The sequence below is a fragment of the Bacteroidia bacterium genome (assembly GCA_033391075.1).
In the GTDB taxonomy this organism is placed as follows: Bacteria; Bacteroidota; Bacteroidia; order J057; family J057; genus JAWPMV01.
In genome coordinates this window covers 6,668,667-6,688,487 of the sequence record JAWPMV010000001.1, presented here as the reverse complement: position 1 = coordinate 6,688,487, position 19,821 = coordinate 6,668,667, and the positions used below count along the sequence as shown (strand labels likewise).

The 19,821-nt window shown below is 40.3% G+C and carries 18 protein-coding genes and 1 tRNA gene; 9 read left to right on the top strand and 10 right to left on the bottom strand.

Translation table 11 applies throughout. The annotated features are described in order from the left end of the window. Nucleotides 1–48: 48 nt before the first annotated feature. The gene (locus R8P61_26780) at nucleotides 49–219 is read right to left on the bottom strand and encodes a hypothetical protein (protein ID MDW3650709.1); all 171 of its coding nucleotides are present in this window, start codon (nucleotides 217–219) and stop codon (nucleotides 49–51) included. A 464-nt stretch (nucleotides 220–683) separates the two neighbouring features. Beyond that, complete coding sequence (locus R8P61_26775; protein ID MDW3650708.1) at nucleotides 684–1,418, bottom strand: lytic transglycosylase domain-containing protein; 735 nt, start codon at nucleotides 1,416–1,418, stop codon at nucleotides 684–686. Nucleotides 1,419–1,752: 334 nt separating this feature from the next. Here R8P61_26775 and R8P61_26770 point away from each other — a divergent pair, with 334 nt between their 5' ends. After that, nucleotides 1,753–2,586 carry a universal stress protein gene (locus tag R8P61_26770; GenBank protein ID MDW3650707.1) on the top strand — a complete coding sequence of 278 codons (834 nt, stop codon included), beginning with the start codon at nucleotides 1,753–1,755 and terminating at the stop codon, nucleotides 2,584–2,586. Between the two features lie 96 nt (nucleotides 2,587–2,682). Here R8P61_26770 and R8P61_26765 read toward each other — a convergent pair whose 3' ends face one another. Then, nucleotides 2,683–3,462, bottom strand: coding sequence for a (Fe-S)-binding protein (locus R8P61_26765; GenBank protein ID MDW3650706.1), 780 nt, complete (start codon nucleotides 3,460–3,462; stop codon nucleotides 2,683–2,685). Between the two features lie 37 nt (nucleotides 3,463–3,499). Next, nucleotides 3,500–4,870, bottom strand: coding sequence for a (Fe-S)-binding protein (locus tag R8P61_26760; GenBank protein ID MDW3650705.1), 1,371 nt, complete (start codon nucleotides 4,868–4,870; stop codon nucleotides 3,500–3,502). A 317-nt stretch (nucleotides 4,871–5,187) separates the two neighbouring features. Here R8P61_26760 and R8P61_26755 point away from each other — a divergent pair. After that, a tRNA-Phe gene (locus R8P61_26755) sits at nucleotides 5,188–5,260 on the top strand. A 100-nt stretch (nucleotides 5,261–5,360) separates the two neighbouring features. Here R8P61_26755 and R8P61_26750 read toward each other — a convergent pair. Beyond that, nucleotides 5,361–5,699 (bottom strand): nuclear transport factor 2 family protein, encoded by a 339-nt coding sequence (locus R8P61_26750; protein MDW3650704.1) that lies wholly within the window; start codon nucleotides 5,697–5,699, stop codon nucleotides 5,361–5,363. 261 nt (nucleotides 5,700–5,960) lie between these two features. On the opposite strand from R8P61_26750, the gene R8P61_26745 reads away from it, so the two are divergent. Both R8P61_26745 and R8P61_26740 read left to right on the top strand, forming a co-directional pair. Then, nucleotides 5,961–8,117 (top strand): CHAT domain-containing protein, encoded by a 2,157-nt coding sequence (locus tag R8P61_26745; GenBank protein MDW3650703.1) that lies wholly within the window; start codon nucleotides 5,961–5,963, stop codon nucleotides 8,115–8,117. Then, the gene (locus R8P61_26740) at nucleotides 8,114–9,205 is read left to right on the top strand and encodes a hypothetical protein (protein MDW3650702.1); all 1,092 of its coding nucleotides are present in this window, start codon (nucleotides 8,114–8,116) and stop codon (nucleotides 9,203–9,205) included. The genes R8P61_26745 and R8P61_26740 overlap by 4 nt, the downstream gene beginning before the upstream one ends. A gap of 24 nt (nucleotides 9,206–9,229) precedes the next feature. Here the strand turns inward: R8P61_26740 and R8P61_26735 are convergent, their stop codons facing one another. From R8P61_26735 to R8P61_26720, 4 genes are all read right to left on the bottom strand, one after another. Further along, nucleotides 9,230–10,033, bottom strand: a complete 804-nt coding sequence (locus tag R8P61_26735; GenBank protein MDW3650701.1) for a hypothetical protein — start codon at nucleotides 10,031–10,033, stop codon at nucleotides 9,230–9,232. A 122-nt stretch (nucleotides 10,034–10,155) separates the two neighbouring features. Next, nucleotides 10,156–11,172 (bottom strand): OmpA family protein, encoded by a 1,017-nt coding sequence (locus tag R8P61_26730; GenBank protein ID MDW3650700.1) that lies wholly within the window; start codon nucleotides 11,170–11,172, stop codon nucleotides 10,156–10,158. Between the two features lie 8 nt (nucleotides 11,173–11,180). After that, a complete protein-coding gene (locus R8P61_26725) occupies nucleotides 11,181–12,242 on the bottom strand; it encodes an ATP-binding protein (GenBank protein ID MDW3650699.1) in 1,062 nt (353 codons plus the stop codon). Between the two features lie 40 nt (nucleotides 12,243–12,282). After that, nucleotides 12,283–14,157, bottom strand: coding sequence for a CHAT domain-containing protein (locus R8P61_26720; protein ID MDW3650698.1), 1,875 nt, complete (start codon nucleotides 14,155–14,157; stop codon nucleotides 12,283–12,285). Nucleotides 14,158–14,450: 293 nt separating this feature from the next. Here R8P61_26720 and R8P61_26715 point away from each other — a divergent pair, with 293 nt between their 5' ends. Both R8P61_26715 and R8P61_26710 read left to right on the top strand, forming a co-directional pair. Then, a complete protein-coding gene (locus tag R8P61_26715; protein MDW3650697.1) occupies nucleotides 14,451–14,972 on the top strand; it encodes a hypothetical protein in 522 nt (173 codons plus the stop codon). Then, nucleotides 14,953–15,525, top strand: a complete 573-nt coding sequence (locus R8P61_26710) for a hypothetical protein (GenBank protein MDW3650696.1) — start codon at nucleotides 14,953–14,955, stop codon at nucleotides 15,523–15,525. Before R8P61_26715 ends, R8P61_26710 begins: the two co-directional genes overlap by 20 nt. A gap of 7 nt (nucleotides 15,526–15,532) precedes the next feature. Here R8P61_26710 and R8P61_26705 read toward each other — a convergent pair whose 3' ends face one another. Next, on the bottom strand, nucleotides 15,533–16,312 hold the full coding sequence (locus R8P61_26705; protein ID MDW3650695.1) for a helix-turn-helix domain-containing protein: 780 nt from the start codon (nucleotides 16,310–16,312) through the stop codon (nucleotides 15,533–15,535). Between the two features lie 198 nt (nucleotides 16,313–16,510). Between R8P61_26705 and R8P61_26700 the strand changes: the two genes are divergently transcribed. The 3 genes from R8P61_26700 to R8P61_26690 all read left to right on the top strand — a co-directional run bounded on the left by R8P61_26700 (nucleotide 16,511) and on the right by R8P61_26690 (nucleotide 19,676). Then, nucleotides 16,511–16,822, top strand: a complete 312-nt coding sequence (locus R8P61_26700; protein MDW3650694.1) for a hypothetical protein — start codon at nucleotides 16,511–16,513, stop codon at nucleotides 16,820–16,822. A 199-nt stretch (nucleotides 16,823–17,021) separates the two neighbouring features. Continuing rightward, nucleotides 17,022–19,082: a hemopexin repeat-containing protein gene (locus R8P61_26695; GenBank protein MDW3650693.1), complete on the top strand. Its 2,061-nt coding sequence runs from the start codon at nucleotides 17,022–17,024 to the stop codon at nucleotides 19,080–19,082. Between the two features lie 150 nt (nucleotides 19,083–19,232). Then, nucleotides 19,233–19,676: a hypothetical protein gene (locus tag R8P61_26690; GenBank protein ID MDW3650692.1), complete on the top strand. Its 444-nt coding sequence runs from the start codon at nucleotides 19,233–19,235 to the stop codon at nucleotides 19,674–19,676. Nucleotides 19,677–19,821: the final 145 nt, after the last annotated feature.

Here is a 19,821-nt window from a genome sequence, read left to right as displayed (position 1 = left end):
GATAAGAGAGATTTATAATTGAAGAGATTAGCTATTGAATAGGGATAGCTACTTTTCCATTTGTCCCTGCATAAGAAAAACGGGATCATCATCATCGAGGCTTTGCTCCTCGCTGTAGTTTTCTTCGTGCTTTCGATATTCATTAATAACCCCTAGGACAGTAGCTAAGAAAAAGGTAGACCAAAATAGAACAATTACCGCATCTAAAACTGAGTTCATTAAGCTTTGATTTTAAAATTCCCCATTGAATCTTGTACAAGAATGAATAATCTTTAAAAGACAACAATCAGGCCATATCGAGTGTGGTTTGGATGATTTACAAAAATTTATTTTTAGCTACATATTTATCCGGATATCCGAAGTATATGCATAAAGAATAAAATTTGCGTCTATGGACAATTTAGCCCGCCGATAGTAGAAAGTCGTAGTTTTCGATCATCGTTTCTTGCTTTAATGCTATTTAGACGTAAAGCCTTACTACGAAGTCACGGAATATAAAATTTTGAGCTAATGAGGGATGGAATGTGCTTAATGCTCTACAAAGGTGAGAAAAATATTTCGAACTTTCGATTTAATATTGCTATGTTTTTAACATAGGGGGAGGTGTTCTCGTGTTCAAGTGTTCTGGTGTTATAGCTATTATTTGCCAGAAACCGAGAACACTTGAACACCAGAACACTTTTTTATCCTTCTTCACTTGAGTATTTCTCTATCATATATGCGGTAGGGTGTAAACGTTTCAAATGCTTGTCTATATCAGAAATATTAACTCTGCCGTCATTGTCCTCGTCCAGTCCGGAGTTTTGTTTATAGGCCCTGGAAGGTTTGGCATAAAGGGTGTAGCAGTAATCTTGCTTTCTGGCTTTGGGGTATAATATAGATAGATAAAGATCTGTCAGGCTATCATATTCACCATAGCGCTCTCTATTTCTTTGTAGATAAATAAATACATACTCCATTTGTTGAACGGGAGTCATGTGTTTTAAGCGGTCTACGGATATCCCCATGTCAGAGGCAGTAGCTGGCATAAACTGGATCAGGCCTACAGCTCCGCTCCCTTTAAAGTTGGCTACTCCTGCGTCAAATCGGGATTCGGCATACATGACTGTCATTAGCCATTCTGCGGGTACATCCAGCATGCCTGCGATTTCTTCTACTCTTCGGGTAAAGCTTTTGGTATCCTGTATATACATACCCGCTTTCTCCGTCAGATACAATTCATTTGAGGTGGCTCCTATAATATCAGTCTGTATACTGCTCCCATCGTTCCACATTTTGTGTGTGAGATAATTGCTCCCAAATACCAGGAGAACGATCCAAAGATATTTGGTATTTCTACCGGAAAGAAAGGAAGGTAAAGATAAAACGAGGTAGCGCCTCTGCCCTCTCATAGCGGGCTTTTGTCCATAAGTACTCATGCCATCAAAGATTGAAGGTCCAATTCATGCGAATAAAAATAATGCTTATTACAAATGTACTAATTAATTTAGTATTTATGCAAACAAAATTATCAAAGAGGATGCCAGAAATGCAAAATTGTGCATAATTGTTTGATAATAAGAGGATTGGGTGGATATTTGTTTTGGGAAGATGATTAGCAATGCTAATGCCATTGCTAATATTTTTGGAAAACATGTACAGAAACGTACAATTCTGTATAGGCGAGCTTGCGTTTTTATATAAATCTTTGACTATTCATCCTCATTATTATTTTGTAGATTCGTACATCCGTCAAAGCTTTCGATCTACCAAATGAAACTACTTATTGCTACGGACTTCTCGGAGGGTTCTGATCACGCCGGAAGATATGCTATACAATTGGCAGCTCAGATCGGAGCGACACTTTCTTTTATACATGCCTATAAATTGGGTCGGGGAAAATCAAAACTCATTCCCGATGAAATTCATAATTCTCTGGAGCGAGAAGGAGAGTTTACGGCTCAGAAGCATTTCCTTAAATACCTCAAACACCTTCGTGCAGATTTAAATGAGGTCGTATCTATTCATCCAGTTCTAAAAGCTGGAAAAGCCGAAGACGCCATTTCGGAATATGCGGATTATTCTGAGGTGGATCTCATCATCATGGGTTCAGGAAATACACAGAGCTTCAAAAAGAAAATGCTGGGGAATACGGCTACAGCTATTCTATCAAAGGCCCCCTGCCCTATTCTGATCATTCCGCCCGATGCCGAATGGAAACCCATCAATCATCTGGTTTACGGAACCAGTTTCCAGGAAGAAGATACCCGAGTTCCCTGTAAGGTTGAACAATTGGCTATGGAGGCCGATGCCCATGTTTCCTGCGTCTACGTAAAGACAGAGGATGATGTACACGGCAAGATCAAAGGTGCTAAGCTTGAGCGCATTTTTCGCCTACAGGAAGATCCCAGCAATAGAATATTCTTTTATACCCTGATCCATCGAAACGTACTCAATGGTATCCGGGAGTTTTCCAATATGTATAAAGCTGATTTGATCTCCTTGCTCCTTCCTCGCAAGGCTAGTTATAAGCATTGGATAAATGGATCTCTGGCGAGGAATTTTATTTTCAGGACGCAGGTGCCGCTCTTAGTTGCGGTGCAATAGAGGAGGTGTTGTAGTGTTTTAGTGTTGTAGTTAAAGTGATATACAACAACCGCACTATAACACTACAAAACTATAAAACTTCCATAAGCCTTCGGCTTATTCCAAGTCTTCCGCTACCATCTCCGCCAAATCCAGAACCTGTACTTCCTCTTCTTTCTCAAAGTGTTTTACGCCATCTGTCATCATCGTCATGCAGAAAGGACAACCAGCGGCAATGATTTTGGCTCCGGTTTCGAGGGCTTCTTCTGCGCGCTCAACATTGATTTCTTTCTTTCCATTTTCGGCTTCCTTGAACATTTGCGCACCACCTGCTCCACAACAGAGGCCTTTGGTACGACAACGCTTCATTTCTGCCAGGTCGGCATCCAGGGCTTCGAGGACCTTTCGGGGAGCTTCATAAATGCCATTTGCGCGACCTAAGTAGCAAGAGTCATGGAAGGTGATCTTCTTTCCTTTGAATGAACCTCCGCCTTTGAGGTTTACCTTACCGGCATCGATCAATTCCTGAAGGAAAGTAGAATGGTGAATAACCTCATAATTTCCTCCCAGAGCAGGATATTCATTTTTGAGGGTGTTGAAACAATGTGGACAGGCCGTGATGATTTTTTTCACCTCGTACATATTCATCGTTTCAATATTCTGTATGGCCTGCATTTGGAACAAGAACTCATTACCTGCACGTTTGGCCGGATCACCATTACAGGTTTCTTCCGGTCCCAGAACAGCATAGTCAACACCTACATGATTGAGGATTTTGACAAAAGCCCGACTTACCCTTTGGTAGCGTGCGTCATAGGAACCGGCACAACCTACCCAAAAGAGATATTCAGGTTTTTTTTCTTGAGCGGCCATGTCGGCCATTACAGGTACTTGCATATTTTTTTTGTCAATAGTCAAAATTTATGTCCTACGCCTACTCCTCATTTGCCCAATTAAATCTGTCCGCTGCAGGAAAAGCCCAGGGAGCTCCATTATTCTCTATATTGTTTGACATCGATGCCCACTCTTCCGGCATAGAAGATTCTTCCATGACGAGGTAGCGGCGAAGTTCTACAATAATATCTACCGGATTGATCATTACAGGACAAGCTTCTACACAGGCATTGCAGGTTGTACAAGCCCGTAGTTCTTCTTCTGTAATGTACTTTTCTCCCAATAAGGTGTTTTTTGCAGCCTCTTCTGCCCCTTCTACCCCATTTCCGGGAACCATCATGCCTGTATCATCCGGCTTCAGTTTGAATTGCTGGATTTCCTGCATTCTGTCTCGTGTATCCATCATGACCTTTCTGGGAGAAAGTTTCTTCCCAGTCAGATTGGCAGGGCAAACAGAGGAACACCTTCCGCACTCCGTACAGGTATAGGCATCGAGCAAACTCTTCCAACTCAGGTCCGTCACATCCTTGGCTCCAAAACGATTGGGGGCATTGGGATCTTCTGCGGGTTGATAGCTGGGATCGAATATGGCTTTTATTTCTTCCTGAATATTTTGGGGAGAAGTCAATTCTCCAGCGGGCTCCAATCTGGCAAAATAGGTATTGGGGAAAGCCAGCATGATATGGAAGTGCTTGGAAATCGGTAGGTAATTGAGGAAAGTAAATACCACAAGGATATGACCCCACCATCCAATACGTTCGATGATATGCAGGCTTGCTTCACTCATTCCCCCAAACAAAGCAGGTCCTAATATTTTGCTAATCGAAAATCCAAATGAACCCGCTTCTCCTGCAGCTCCTACCGTATGGGTTTTCGCCATATTATACAAGGCCTCATCTCCCCCATTCATCATGAAGATGAAAATGATCAACATGATTTCCAGGTACAAAATGATGTTCCCGTCCAGTTTAGGCCAGCCCGTCATTTCATCCATGTGAAAGCGAGGCAGCTTGAGCAAATTTCTTCTGATCAAAAATGCCAGGGTCGCTACAAATGCGAGTACCGAAAGAATCTCAATGAAACTGATGGTGAAGGTATAGAATCCTCCCAATAGAGGCCTGAAAATCCGATGGCTGCCACTGATCCCATCCACGATGATCTCTACTAGTTCGATCTGTGTGATGATAAAAGCCACATATATGGCCAGGTGCAAAAGCGCCGGGATGGGTCTTTTGAACATCTTCTGCTGGCCAAAGGCAACCAATATCATATTCTTCCAACGTTCGCCGGGGCGGTCGCTGCGATCTTCGGGCCTGCCGAGTTTAATATTTTGTATGATTGATTTAAGCTGGTATCCAAAGAAGCCGAAACCGGCAATCAGAAGTAGTAGAAAAAGGATGCTCTGTATCATGGGTTGATATATATTCCTTCAAAATATGGGCGATATTCTGCTTTTGCAAGAATAAAGCGACTAATCCATTACAATAAATAGTATGCAAGCATAACAAATCAAATCTAAGGCTTGTTTGAAGTGCCTCAAATAAACGGGTTTAATTTATGGAACCGAGGGTGTTCTGGTGTTCATCTATTCTTGTGTTCAAGTTTATTTCCTCCCAAGAACAGCAGAATACGAGAACACATGAACACCTCCCCAAAATTTTTATCAAAAATTTTTGGAGATAAACATTCAATTATGCTACATTTGCAGCACTCTAAACTAGAGCGGTCGGTGCGGTAGCTCAGTTGGTAGAGCACAGGACTGAAAATCCTGGTGTCGCCAGTTCGATTCTGGCCCGCACCACAAACAAAATCCCTGTAAGCCTAGCTTGCAGGGATTTTTGCTTTCAGGTGTTTCTTATGAATATATTTCAATCAGGAAATTTTGCTTACAAATTCTCCCCCTACCCCCTTATAAAATGTGCCTTCCGAATCATATCCTCTTCCACTTCATAGATCGCCACAAATAAGATTTCCTCGATTCCTTTTCTTCCCCGAACTGTTTCGTAGTCAATCACCCGATTTCCGATGACTATTCTTTGCATGACTTCTGTATGCAGATTGGGAGAATGCTCAAAGACATCGCCGTAAATCTCTCGTACTTTTTCTCTGCCTGTCGCAAATGGCCTGGCTTCGGAGAAAGTGTATAGTTCTACCTGCGGATGATGGCAAGCGACAAAGGCGTCGATATCTCGCTGGTTATAGGCTTCTACTTGTTGCTGGATAATGGAGGCTGGATTCATGAATTTAGGATAAGATGGTTCTTTAGTTTAATTCAAAAATTGGAATTACTCATGCTTACTTTTTGAAAGCTAAAAATAGCACATACTAGATGAGGCTAAGCCTTCAAATGTTTCTTTACTTTCTGGTCCTCCAGTTCTGCATGTATTAGAAAAATCAATTAATGGGCTATTTATTAACCATTTTTTGGAAAAATCTAAAAAAGGCACGGTAGAAATTTCCCCCCAAAAAAAGTTATATTGTATGGAAACGCCGCCCTTTTCATGAAAAATAAAGAATACCTTAATTTTGATCTTAAGATCGGAGAAAAGAGCAATGATCTCTATCCTGTATCGGTTATAAATTCACCAGTCGGAGAAAAAAGCACATTGGTCTCTTTTCCATTGGAAGATCCCAAGTTCCAAAAACGTTTGGGTGGAATTGATAAAATCCGTGGGTTACACGGAGCTAGTAACACGCGAAAAACTTCTAATAATCCAAAAATAGATAGTACGCGAGCTATACGTTTACCGTTACTTGACGGTGATGAAAATAAAACAGTTGAGAAAATAGGGATAATATTATTCCAAAAACTTTTTGATGCAGAGTCTGAAATCAGGAGCCTTTACCGAAGGAGTCTTGAAAAAGCAAAGGGAGAAAAGAAAGGGCTAAGGATTAGAATACGAATTGAGGCAGCAGATTTAGCATGCCTACCTTGGGAATATCTGTATGATCAGGATCTTGGAACACATATTTGTTTGTCAAATAAAACCCCACTGATCCGTTATCTGGAATTAACCCAGTCATCGGAAGTTTTGACTATCGAACCGCCCTTGAAAATTCTAGGTATGATAGCAAGTCCTAATGACCTACCTCCTCTGAATGTTGAAAAGGAAAAAGCTGATATGCTCAAAGCAGTTGATCATTTAAGAGGTAAAGCTGTCATAGATATTTGTTGGGTTGAAGGACAAACCTTGGATGATTTAGAATCTGCTTTAGATAAAGGTCCCTGGCATATGTTGCATTTCATCGGTCATGGTGGGTTTAATCCGGATACCAAAGAAGGAGGGATTGCTCTTGTTCAAGAGGATGGAAGTTCTCATTTTCTAACAGCTAGTAATCTTGCGCTACTTCTGGAAGATTACGAATCTCTAAGAATAGTTATCTTAAATTCATGTGAAGGGGCTCGTAGTAGCAAAACAGACTTATTTTCGAGTGCTGGGGCAAATTTAATCCGCAAAGGAATTCCAGCTGTGATTTCGATGCAGTATGAAATTACAGACAAGGCAGCATTAGAATTCTCGCGTGAATTTTACAAATGGATTGGTCAAGGGATTCCTTTGGAGGAGGCACTACGATTGGCCCGGAGACGAATCAAGTTTGCCAATGATAAAACTACAGAATGGGGAACTCCGGTTTTGCATATGCGTGCCCCAAGTGGCAACTTATTCAATATTGAAGATTCAATACGATTGGCATCCTACCAAACTAATTCCCAGGAAATAAAACCCATTAAGCCTCTGCTAAGTCAAAGCACTCTTTCCCTGGAAACCTTAAAAAAGAGCTTAAATGATTTGAAGAAGAAGGTAAAACATTCCTGGATTGAGGGATTTTTAAAACCTTCTTTACAACATTCTGGCTTAATAGACCTTGTTAAACTCCATGAACCTACTGAGGTTGAAAGTCCCTTCGGTAGAATACCTATTGAAGTCAATGAAAGCCTCGGAGGGATGTTTCATAAAATAGGCCGATCTATGCTTGTTTTAGGAGATCCTGGATCCGGAAAAACGATTTTATTGTTGAGTATGGTTGAGGAACTGCTCGACACCTATGAAAAACAGCCTGACTTTGATTTACCTGTTGTCTTTAAACTTTCTTCCTGGGCTTTTTACGATAAATCCTTTACTGATTGGCTGATTGATGAGTTGAGCATGAAATATAAAATTCCGGTTCCAGTAGCAAAACCTATACTTAAGAACTCGAATTTATTACTTATGCTGGATGGCCTGGATGAAATTGAAGACCCTGAAAGAAGGAATGAATGTGTAAAAGCGATAAATGATTATATAAAAAAGCAGCCTAATACAGGTGTTGCGGTTTGTTGTAGATATAAGGAGTATGTTGAGCTTGGCGAAAAGTTGATCCTCAATGGGGCAATTAGGGTGAAAGGATTTTCAGAAGAAAAAATTATGAACCACCTTGTACAAGCAGGTCCAGCTTTTGATGAATTGAGGGAATTTTTGGCTAGGGACTCTTCTTTTCTAGAATTAGCAGAATTCCCTTTTAACCTAAATCTTATGATGAGAACTTTCCCAGACGTCAGTATAGAAGACATGATAACATCTGAATTTAAGTCGGTTAAGGAATCGAATAAACAATTAATGGCAGCCTTCGTCGCGAATCGACACGCGAGTCAAAATAAAAAGCTTTCAAAGGCATGAAGAATCCTTATCTAAAAGAAATGCCTTGCTATCCTCAAAAAAAGACGGATAAATGGTTATCGTGGCTAGCAAAAAATATGCAGCAACAACAACAAACTATTTTCATGATAGAACAGCTACAGTCTAGCTGGTTGACAAGGAAAGGGGATAAACGAATGTATTGGATATTCAATTCTTTCTTTGAGGTACTTGTTTTTATCCCTATTTGTATAGTAAATCCAGGGATGCTGATAACGTGGCTCCTAGGATTAATAATTTGGATTTTTTATGTTTTTTTTTCCAATCCTAAAAAAATAGAAAGAGCTATTTTACCCATAGGTGGAGTACTTGATAGCAAGAGTAATTTTATGGCCCGAAATAAATATATGTTTCGGGAAATAAAAAATATAATAAAAGAGAGATGGATCCTTCTTACTCTTATAGGGATATTTTTTGGCTCTGTAGCGGGTATTGTGGGATCTCCATCTATCTTGGTTATGGAATTTTACCTATTCTTTTTTATCGGTTTCCTTTTATGGATCTATCTCGTATGTATTGTGGCAATGGTAATTGCATCTAGCCGAATGAGGAAGAAAATGATAAGTGATATTGCTAAAGCTAAATCTGTATTTGAAACGGATTCTTTAATTCCAAACTACGGTATAAAAAAATTAAAGAAGGATGCATTTAGAAATGGAAAGAATGGCATGTTTATTTCTGGCTTTGTCGGCGCAATATTGATCTTTGTTTTCAGCTTATCGATAGGAGAAAATGTATACGACTCTTTAATTTATTCATTGTTAGGTGCAATATGGGCAGGTTTTTCTATCGGTTTATTAGTTTTTTACTTCAAATCGAACAGCGGAATTTTTGTAATCCGCCATTATGCTTTACGATTTTATATATATATCAGAGGCTACGGTCCCTGGAATTATGAAAGATTTCTGGATTATGTTGTCAATGACCTCCAATTCATGCAACAGGTAGGAGGTGGCTATATATTTATTCACCGAATGCTAATGGAATATTTTGCTGATTTGGATGAAAATAATGCTCAAATAAAAAAGGGCTCTGAACAATCAAAAGCCCTTTCCCTAGGTATAAATTGATAATTTGGTTCAAAAAAATATCCCTCAACAACCCTGCATCCCAAAGAAGAACACCAACTCCTGCTCAACAGCTTCTCCTGCTGCATTCTTTGCGGGCTCCCATTTTTCAGGCAGATTTTCCATCAACTCCTGCATCTTTTCATCCAGGGCAGGATAGCCGCAACTGGAATCCAGTTTTGCATTTGCGACCTCTCCCTCTTTCGTAATGGTAAACCAGAGCCTGCCAGGTTTTAGCTGATTTTTTTCAACTCCCGCTTTTGCCGACAAACTTTCAGCTTTTAGGAACTGAATCAAGCCATCCATACCATCGAGGTATTCAGCTTCCTGCTCGGGAACGACGGTCATGTGGTAACTGATGTAGTTCAATTGAGTTTGATCATTGAAGCCCGTAGGGATTTCATGATTGGCTTCGACCACGATGTTTTGAGAATAATCGGTCGTTTGCATCAGCTTGAGTTGAGCTTCACTTAAGAGAGCATTTCCCCCAAATTGACTGATCATTTCTTGCTCAAAGATGGAAACTTTTACATCCTGGTAATGGACATTAGGTCCCGTTGCTTTTTCCGGAAGAATTTCTCGAATGGAACTGGCTGCATGTAGGTTCTCTTTTGTGATGGTTGCGATGAATCGGGTATCGATGTTGTAGACGAAATCATCCTCGATAGGATTGATTACACTCCCAACTAAATCATTGACAAAGAAGGCTGATCCTTCTTCCAAGGCAGGTGGTTTAGGGGCTTTTGTTTCTTCGCCCCAGTTCATAAAACCAAAAGCAGTGAGGCTGAAACAAATGAGGACAGAGCAAATGATAAAAATGATCTTTTTCATATCTGGTTTTTTAGGTGATCGACTTTTATCAAATGTAGCTCGTTCCATTGCTAGAAAATATAAATCAATGTAAAATGATGTAAATCAAAGGTAAAATAGTAAATAATTCAGGGGTATTAGCCTCATTCTCTAATAGAAAAGTTGAGTACGGTTCTTCGATCGTCATTCGGATTTCCATTAAAAGGCTCTGACTCTCCTTTGCTATATATATTCAATTCTGTGTTCTTATCTTCTTTTAGGCTTTCTAATAATACCCTTGCGACCTGAGCTGCTCTTTCCAGACTCACTCCCCCATTTACACTATAATCCCCGGCACTATTGGTATGCACTTCCAGGTCAATTTCATAATTGTTGATAGAGTCTTTTTTTACGACTTCCATGATGTTTTTGAAATACGCTGTCTGTTCTGGATTAAGGTTCGGGTTTGCCTTGCTAAAAATATGGGAAATCAACTGTAGCTCCTTTTTGTCTGTCCATCCCCAACGGTAACGAATTCCCTCAGAATTCAAGCTTTCCAGCCTTGCCTCTAAGCGCCCTTTCAGGCTTTGTAATTTTGGGATATTTCTGGCTGATGCAGAGATCACTTTATCCGGACCCAAGGCAACTTCCAAGGCTTCCTCAACAAGTGAATCCTTTTTCGTTATTTCATTTTTTAAGGCTTTACCGATTTCTACCTCAACTTGCTGTATACTATCTTTTTTCGCCTCAGCTACGTCTCTGGCTTGCCGAATTTTATCTATTTCAGGATAAAGCACATAAGAGCCAAATAATACTAAACCCAGGATTGTCACTCCCAAAAGGATATTAAAATTCCGAGCTGTTCGCCTCTGCTTATTCCGCAAGGCAATCTCATCTTTCAATCGTTTCTTTTCTGCTTCTTCAGCTTCCTGTACGGCTTCCTCACTTTCCTCCAGATAAGCGACCATTTTCGGCCCCGGCTGAATGTCTTTGATGTAGGAGGAAAGAAAAATAAGTTCTTCCCGATTCAAAAGACGGCTTTTTCCTCCTTCCGACAGACTCGTATGGAGTTCATAGCTATCCTTGAGCATACGAGCAGCCTTCCGAATGGCTTTTTCATCAGCCGAAAGACGGGCATATACTTGTTTGCCGATCAGGTCATGTGATAGTTCTATCCTCATAGACTCATTTAAGTGGGTAACATCCGAATGACTTTCAATTCATTGAGTCGATTGACACAATACTCGGTGATTTCAGGATCTATGTCTCTTTTTTGGAATAGCCTTCCTTTCAAGGCATCTACCTCGACATTGAGTTTCGTCCCATCATCCGTAACCAGTTCAAAAAGTATGTTCCAGGGCAGCTGTGTATCCTCTATGCCTTTTTCCATCAATTCTTCCTGCAGAACTTTCATCTGCTCATCAATAAAGTCAGAAATTACGCCCTCCAATTGCTTTCCTTTTCCCACCAGATAGGAATCAAATCGGATCTGACGATCTTCTTTTTTCCGCTTCCTCCTCCGCACATCCTTCTTATACAGCTTATCCATATAGATTTGCAGGTGGGCCAATTCAACTCCAAATCCCGGTATGCGAATGTTCTTGATAATGGTAGGTACGGTTTTACGAGGAGTAGCAATTTTGATTTTTGCTTCCTTGGCCGTTCCACTCACTACTCTATACAGATTCACATCATTCATCCGCTCGATTCGGATTCGATTATCAAAAAGCGAAGGAACCATTTTCTCCATTTCGGACAGATACGCGATATATTCCTCGCGTATGCTGATTAGAATTTTACAGGGAAGTCCCGCCTTAAGGAGTTTGGCTATAGCTTTATTGAAAGTCTTTTGTTCTTTTTGGGTCCCCAATACATGCAATTCTTCAAACTGATCGAAGATGAGATAAATGGGGCGATAATGTTCTTTGTAAAGGGTCTGAATCTGTTCAGAAAGTTCATCAATTCCCTTTAGGGAATCTTTACTCGCTACTTTCTCCAATTCTCTATAAATAGATCCCATTATCCCATCTCCCCGACGAATGAAAATGGGTAGCCAATCTGTATCGTAAAATTTATTGGCCAAACCGCAATTGATAAGGCTGGTTTTTCCTGTTCCGGATGCACCATAGAGCATGACGATATTGGAAGCATGCAGGGCATTGTAAAGGCGGGCGATTTCCCGGGTCCTTCCGAAAAATCGATCTTTATCGTCTTTTTCGTATGCGTCCAAAAATTTAAAAGGAGAATCCATGCAAAATGATTTCTAATAGATCTGTGTTCAATGTATGTGCTTATTGTAAATCTGCGAGGAACATATCAAACTGAGTTCTTAAGGCTTCAAATACTTTGGGTGAGTTTGCTTCTTCCTCTTCTTCATCAAAGCCAAAGTCATCCTCCCATAAATCATCATCACCCAAATTCAGGCCCTCGCTGAAATCGCTTTGTTTCATATCCGTATGAATCTGATCGGTACCTTTTTCATTTTTATGAGCCACAAATGTGCTGTGATTGACCGTGAGATAAACCAGCTTTTCTTTATCCTGCCAACCCAGCATGAAAATATGGGCTACATCTTCTGTATCCATTTCCGTGGTCTGACTCTTTTTGACCTGAACGAAGGTGTTTTTATCGATGACAAAAGGGGAAAGGTTGAGACCATTATGCATCAAATCTTCATCCGCCACCAGAATCACAGAGTGGGTATTTCCAAAACTGCTTTTTCTTTTTCTCGCGCTATCCTGATACAATCTCAGGTGGACCGCTTCCGATGCATTGAGTGGACCCATTTCCAATTGGTATTTCCGCTGGGAAAAACGGGGCTTCTCAATGCTGATATTGCGGACGGTCATCATCCGGAATCTGGCCATAAAGCCAATATGTTTTAGCAAAATGGCCAATGCCTGTTCTGTTCGGATACAGATCTTTTCCACATCCTCCCCTACTTTTCCATTCAAGAGGGCCTTTTGCTGCTTTTGCAAAAAGTTATGGGCCTGGGACAACTTGCTGCTTTCGTCGGAAAGGGTCTGGTAGAATTCTTTCAATTCCTGCACATAAAGGACAGCCTCTGCGGGCAGGACTTTCATCGCCTCCCTGAATTGTCCCAGAAAATCGACGGATAAATAATCCTTCTTTTTTAGATCCAGAGAGATTTTCCCTTCCAGCTGGATTTCATCCGAACGATATTGCTCCCAGATATCAGAAAGCAAAATGAAGTAGAGGGTCTGACTGGTAATGATATAGGTACTGATCAGGGTTTGCAGCCGTTCCTGATTGGGATTTGACTGTATTCGCAAAAGGCGAATCTGAGATCCAATTGGCCAGGGAAAATTTTTGATGATCAATTCGGGATAGTCCTTGGAATCTCTTTTGATGATCTCCTTCCCTTTTTGCTCAAACATCTGGGTGGAAATGTCCGGATTGAACCTGACCATTTCGTCCAGAGCAGATATGATATATTTATTGCTGCTGAAACTGCTTCCGATGTATTGAAGAATCTCTTTGGGTAAGCCCATTTGCTGAGCCTGGGGGATTTGATAGCTGAGAGCCCGATCATCCTTTACATACAAAGCCCAGGGAATTTCTTCTTTTTCATCCGCCTCATCTCCAAAATTCAAACTCCTCAAAGAGACAATTTCTGACTGAGCAGAAGGTCCATATTGGGCTGACAGGAATCCCGTGGCCATCTTATAAGCCTGTGCTATGCTTCTTTTATTTGCCAGGGCTTCATAAAAGGCGATGCTAAATTCACAGGCCTTTCTGTCCTGAACCGGAGTTGAAGTAGCTATAACGGCTTTCACCCCTGCCTCAAAAAGATGCCTGACTTGTTCTTTGGTCGAACATCCATTGAGAAAGACCAATTGCAAAGACTTTTGCTCCCCCAGCAATTTGGCTATGCCTGAAATTTCCCCTTTTTCCTCTTCCAGAAATAGTCCTTCTCCATCCGCATGACCGGCATAATGAAATATGCTTACCCGATCCTGATAAGCCAATAAAGTCTCATAGAGATCTTTGATTTCTGTGCTTTCTTCCCGAATGACTTTGATAAATCCCTTTCTATCCGCTTCCCGCAGCGCACGATAGGTATCGCGGCTTTCTTTTTTTAATAGGTTAAGGTGAGAACTATTATCATTGGCAAAAGCCAAAAATATAATGGGGGCTTTAGGCATATAGGCGTGTGATAATTTCCAATATATAAAATAAAATATAGATGCCAAATATTTAGAATTCCGTGTGAATTTAAGGGAAATCAAGGATGCTGGCTTCTTCTTTCTTCTGTCTAAAAAATACTATTCCTGATCGCCAATCTTCTCGTACTTAGCTGATGATTAAAAATTATGTCTCTTAATATGTGTACATAGTAAAGTATTGGGGGAGTTCCCACATCTATGTTTGATAGAAAGATAGATTAGCATTGATCTGGGAAACTCCCCTATTTCAATTGTAACTTTTAACATCTGATATGCGCAGGCTAGCTATTTTTCTTTTTATTCTTTTTTCTCTTTCACATTTGCAGGGACAAGAGGTCCCCGATTATGCAAAAACTCCTCAGGGAATCACGGATAAAATGCTTGAACTCATTTCGGGCGATATAAATGAGCTTCGGGATTGGGATACCTATAGAAATCTCTTTCTTCCCACGGCACAAAAGATTATCCTGAATCCCAATGCGAAACAAATCAGTCGACAGGTTCGAGTGATGAATCTGGAAGAGTTTGTTCGTTTTGTGGGACCACAATACAAGAAAAATGGCTTTGAAGAGGTCTCCATTGGTACGACCGTAAATGAGTTTAATGGAATTGCCAATGTCTTTCAGAGTTTCCATGCAAAAAACCTGACGGGCACCTATGAGAAGCGAGGAATCAATAGCTACCAATTGGTATTCGTGAGTGGCAGATGGTGGATTGCCAGTACTTGCTGGGCGGATGAAACCGAAGAGCAGCAACTTCCTGCTAAATACCTGGATGATACTTCTAAGAAATAATACCTACAAAATGATGGCTGGAAAAATGAGAATAAGTCTATCTCTATTCCTTTTGCTCACGGCTTTAGGGCTTTATGGACAGGATACTGCGAAATCGGCTACTCATAGCAGTGATACGGAGAGTATCCAGTCCCTTTTGGATGCCTACTATGGTTGTATCTCGGGACCCATAGGCGAAAAGCGGGATTTTGATAGACTGAGAAATCTTTTTCATCCGCAAGCTCGCCTGATTTATAGTTATTGGAATGAAGCTTCAAGCAAGGCTGGCGTGCTGGTTTTCGATGAGGTGGAGGAGTTTATTGAGCGATTGGATTACCTGGACAAAAAGGGTTTCTACGAACATGAGCTTTCAAATATCACCCATGAGTTCAGTTCTATAGTTCAGGTATTTAGTTCCTATGCATTTCGGGCAGAAGATAACAGCATCCCGGAGGGAAAAGGCATTACGAGTTATGAATTGTTTTTTGATGGAAAAAGATACTGGATCATGTCCATGTTTTGGGCAGCTGAAAATGAGAAATACAAAATCCCGCCGAAATACCTCGCGAGGTAAAAACCCTTCAATAATTTCTACTTTTCAGGTACTGAATATGGGATTGTTGATATGGGCTGGCTTGTGAATGGAACACCTCCGAAGGAGCTTTTTGCGTAAAGCGTTTGACTTCCTTGATAAAATGGTTTTGGTCAAAGAACCCACTTTCATAAGCCAATTCCGTAAGGTTGTACTCATCAATCCCAATTTTCAGGCTGTAATTAAATCGAATGATCCGCGCATATAGCTTGGGCGGAATTCCTACACATTTTTTGAAAAGCCTTTCCATTTTTTTGTAACCGATATTATAGGTTTCACTCAGCTCCTTAATAGAAATCAGTCCGCGAGAAAGATGGATGGCTTTGAGTAAAGCTTCAAGGGTCTTCGTCTCCTGAGCAGGAATTTTTAGCGAGAGTTTTACTTTTCCCTTGATCAGGGAGTGTTTGAGAATATCCACTTCCTTTATCAAATCGGATAGTTGGATAAAATCATCAGTCACTTCCGCTGCCTGAATGCCAAATAAGTGGTAGAGTGCAATAGGGGAAAGTTTGCAGCCATAGGCGCGCGTATGCTCTTCAAATTGATATTCTACTGATCGACTTTTCTGTCCAAAAATGAATAGGTCTCCTTCAGCAAATGCATCCTGCCCTCTTTTGATACTTCCGGCTTTAACATAAACAATGCCGGGAGTACAGTCAGGTACAATCAAACTTTTTGTACTGCCTTCTCCTGCTTCAAATTCCAACTTAAAGCATTGATCTATATAAGGGGATGGGGGACCTTGGGGATCAATGAATTGACATATCATATCTATAAACTATAAAAGGAAAAGCAGCTCTGGAAAAGTTTTCGATGAAAGCCTCCTTTTATCAGTTAACCGAAAATGAAGGCGTAGTTAAAATTGGCACAAATGTGTTTTATGTATTTCTTTTTGTGCTTATTTTGTATAAATTGTGCAAAAATAATCACAGAAGTGATCTTTCATTCTCAACCTAAACACAATTTTATGAATCCAGCTATTCAAACCCTCGTATTGAGATCCATTTTGATCCTTAATGCTCCCAATCATCTCCAACTTATGGATGCGGAGATTGAACAAGCCTGGCGAGAATTTTTTAGCAAACGAGCGCTCTTGAGAACGATTTCATTTGGGCATGATGCAATCAAGATTGACGCGGAGGAAAAACTGGAGATCAAGCGGAATAAAGACTCGGCCTATTTGAGTGCTTCCCGGGATGAAAAGAAGATTTATTTGGAGAGCTGCGATTTTAGGATTTCTACAGAAGCAAGGCCGGTGATTTGGAGTATAAGTCTTTAAGAAAATGTCTGGGGATTAATAGATAAGGAGAAAATAGTTATTTCTATTTTATGAAATAGTCAAAATTTATTGACATATTGAATGTACTCCTGACCTAAGAATGAAAAGCCTGTCTGGGCATTTTCCATCTTTCCCATATACTTTTCAACCAACAGTTTTCCGGCATTCGATCGGATGAACTGATATAAGCTCATTCCCCATGCCTTCTCGCACCACACAAAAGAAAAACTCACTTAAAGATTTTGATACCTTCTTCGACAAAGACAAAAGAATATCCCTCGAAGAGTCGGACTTAAGTAAAGTCCAAGATGTTGCCAGATATACCTGGTCTCAAATTGAGCAATTAAAGGAGGATCCTAAAAAATTTGAAGAGCAGCCTAATAATCTATCTGAAACTGGAATTGTAAATGCTGCATTTACAAAAGGTGGAACTACTTTTTTATTTTCAGGAGATGAGATATATGCTTACTCGGGAGATTATGAGTTTGTAGATGCTGGGCATCCCGTCAAGTTAATTAATAGCTCCCCTGATTTCCCCAAAAACGCTAGAATAGATGCTGCTTTTCACGGTCCGGATGGACGGACTTATTTTTTTGACAATCAAACCAAAACATTTTCTCGATCAGACGATCTGAGTATTAGGCAACGAATTTCTCAGCGTTGGGGAGGAACAATAGCAACCTCATTTGGTACTTCTCAAAGTGATTTTATAACTGCTGGATTGACGATCGGCCAACGTACCTATTTGTTTACTCAAAATGAGATGTTTAGGTATACAGGATCCATTTATCAGTTTATTGATGTTGATTATCCCATAAGGAATACATTACATAATTTTTTGAATGATATCGGGATTGTTGACTCAGCAATCATTCGTACCATAAGCAGCATAAATGAGCCTATTATGGCAGCCATTACGCAAAGAGATAAAATAATTCTTAAAACCTTAAATGAAGATCTTTTTCAGATAGATACAAATAATGGAAGAGCTTCAAACCCTCATAGAATAGGTCAAAGGCAGAGTAGAGCATTAATAGAAGGTATGTTTGCTGGCTTCTCGCATAATGAGGAGACCTTCATTTTTAAAGATGATAAGTTATTAGTTCAATCAGAAAATAATATCCATTCTTTGCAAAACATTGTCAATGGTTCCTTTATTGGATTGGATGGCAATTTGTATCTCTTTTTAAGAGAAGAATTCTTTTCTATACCGGTAGATCAGGTAAATACCCATGAACTTCTTAGGCAGTTATCCAATCCTCTCTTGAGACCCCAGCAAGAAAGATGGGCTAAAATATCAGGCAATCAGATTACGACTATTGATGAAGTTGATGCTGCCATCGTTCGGAATGGCAGCCTATTTTTGTTCAGTGGAGAAGAATATTTACGCTATACACATATTGATCAGGAATTTTTTGATCATGGATACCCTAAAAGAATTCAAGGCAATCCCGATGGTTTTCCAGATGTAGAAAGAATTGACGCTGCCTTTACGGGTTTTGATGGGAAGGAGTACTATTTCGATAACCAGCGCCAGGAATTTAGAACATCCGATGACCTAAGTATATCCTTCCCAACTCAGGAAAAATGGGGCAAATCAAAGGTTCATCAGAAAAGGCCGGACGGAGGATTTATTGGAGCTGCCTTTATTTTTGAAAACTTTTCCTACCTGCTTAATCCTGACTCCATCATTAAATATGAAAACGGTGATGACGGATTTATTGACCTCTTATTGCATCATGAGCTTTTGGCAAAACTTTCCAATAGATTGGATGAACACCAAGTGCAGATATCAGATAAAATGGATGAGCAGAATACCCGAAACACTCAGGTAATGAGAGAGTATGCTGACATAATGGAAAACAAGACTGAAGAAAACCGGAACCTCTTCCTTCAGTCATTAGAGGAGCTTGTCAACAGGATAGAGGCTCATATTTCACCCCAGCATCGAGAAATTCTAGAAGCAATAGAAGAATCCAGATTAGGCAGCTTCGAGCGCCTGGAAATTCTTGCTGAGCATCTGCTTGCCCATACAATAAAAGGCCTTGATCCCCAACTCCTGAAGTTGGCAGAGCAAAAAATTTCTGGAAGAGGTGATGGCAGAATATCGGAAGCAGATGCAAAGGAAATCGTGAAACTTGCCGATCAATTGGGGGATTCCTTATCTGAGGAAGAGCGGACCCAAACCCTTGCTTTCATAATCAGCAAACATAAATGTAGCAAATCGGCAAGAACCATTCTTGTGAATGCTTTTACTTAGGAATTGTTGAAGAAAGCTAATGGGGATTGACTTTTCTCATTCATTCCCCATAAATAAATCATTGTGCATCAGAGCTTTCTGATGCACTTTTTGTTTCAAGAACAGGTAAATGCCTATTACCTGAGTGATATACCTTTTATAAAAATTACTATGGATAAATCTATCATCAAGAAAAGCATCATAGAACAGCAGGAAGAAGCTGTGGAAACCCTTCGCAAAGCCGTAGAGCAATACCAGGAGGAAGCTGATATCGACGAACAGGAAGGGCAAGATCCGGAAGACTATTCTCATCAGGAAGAGGCAACAGACCTCTGGCGAAGAATGGAAACCCAGTTGAAGATAGCTGAAAGCGATCTGGCACGAATTCAATCGATTCCTTTGGAGAAAGTGGAAAAAGTAAAAGTAGGCTCCTTGGTTGAAACCGATTACCTCAACTTCTTTGTCGGAATTTCTTCCCTACCTTTTCAGGTGGAAGACAGAAAAGTAATTGGGATTTCTACACATGCCCCTATTTACCTCCAACTAAAAGGCAAGAAAGAAGGAGACAGGATTTCTATTGGTAAGAAGGAATACAAGATACGTGCAGTAAGCTAGATTGCTTTCCCATAGATTCGTACTTTATTCTTATATGAAGAGCACTTTCAATAGGAGGCTTGGAGTGCCTGGCTTTGCGATTAAACCCTGTAGTATTTACTTCCTAAGAAGTAAAGATGAAATCCAGGCTTAGGCTAGCCATACT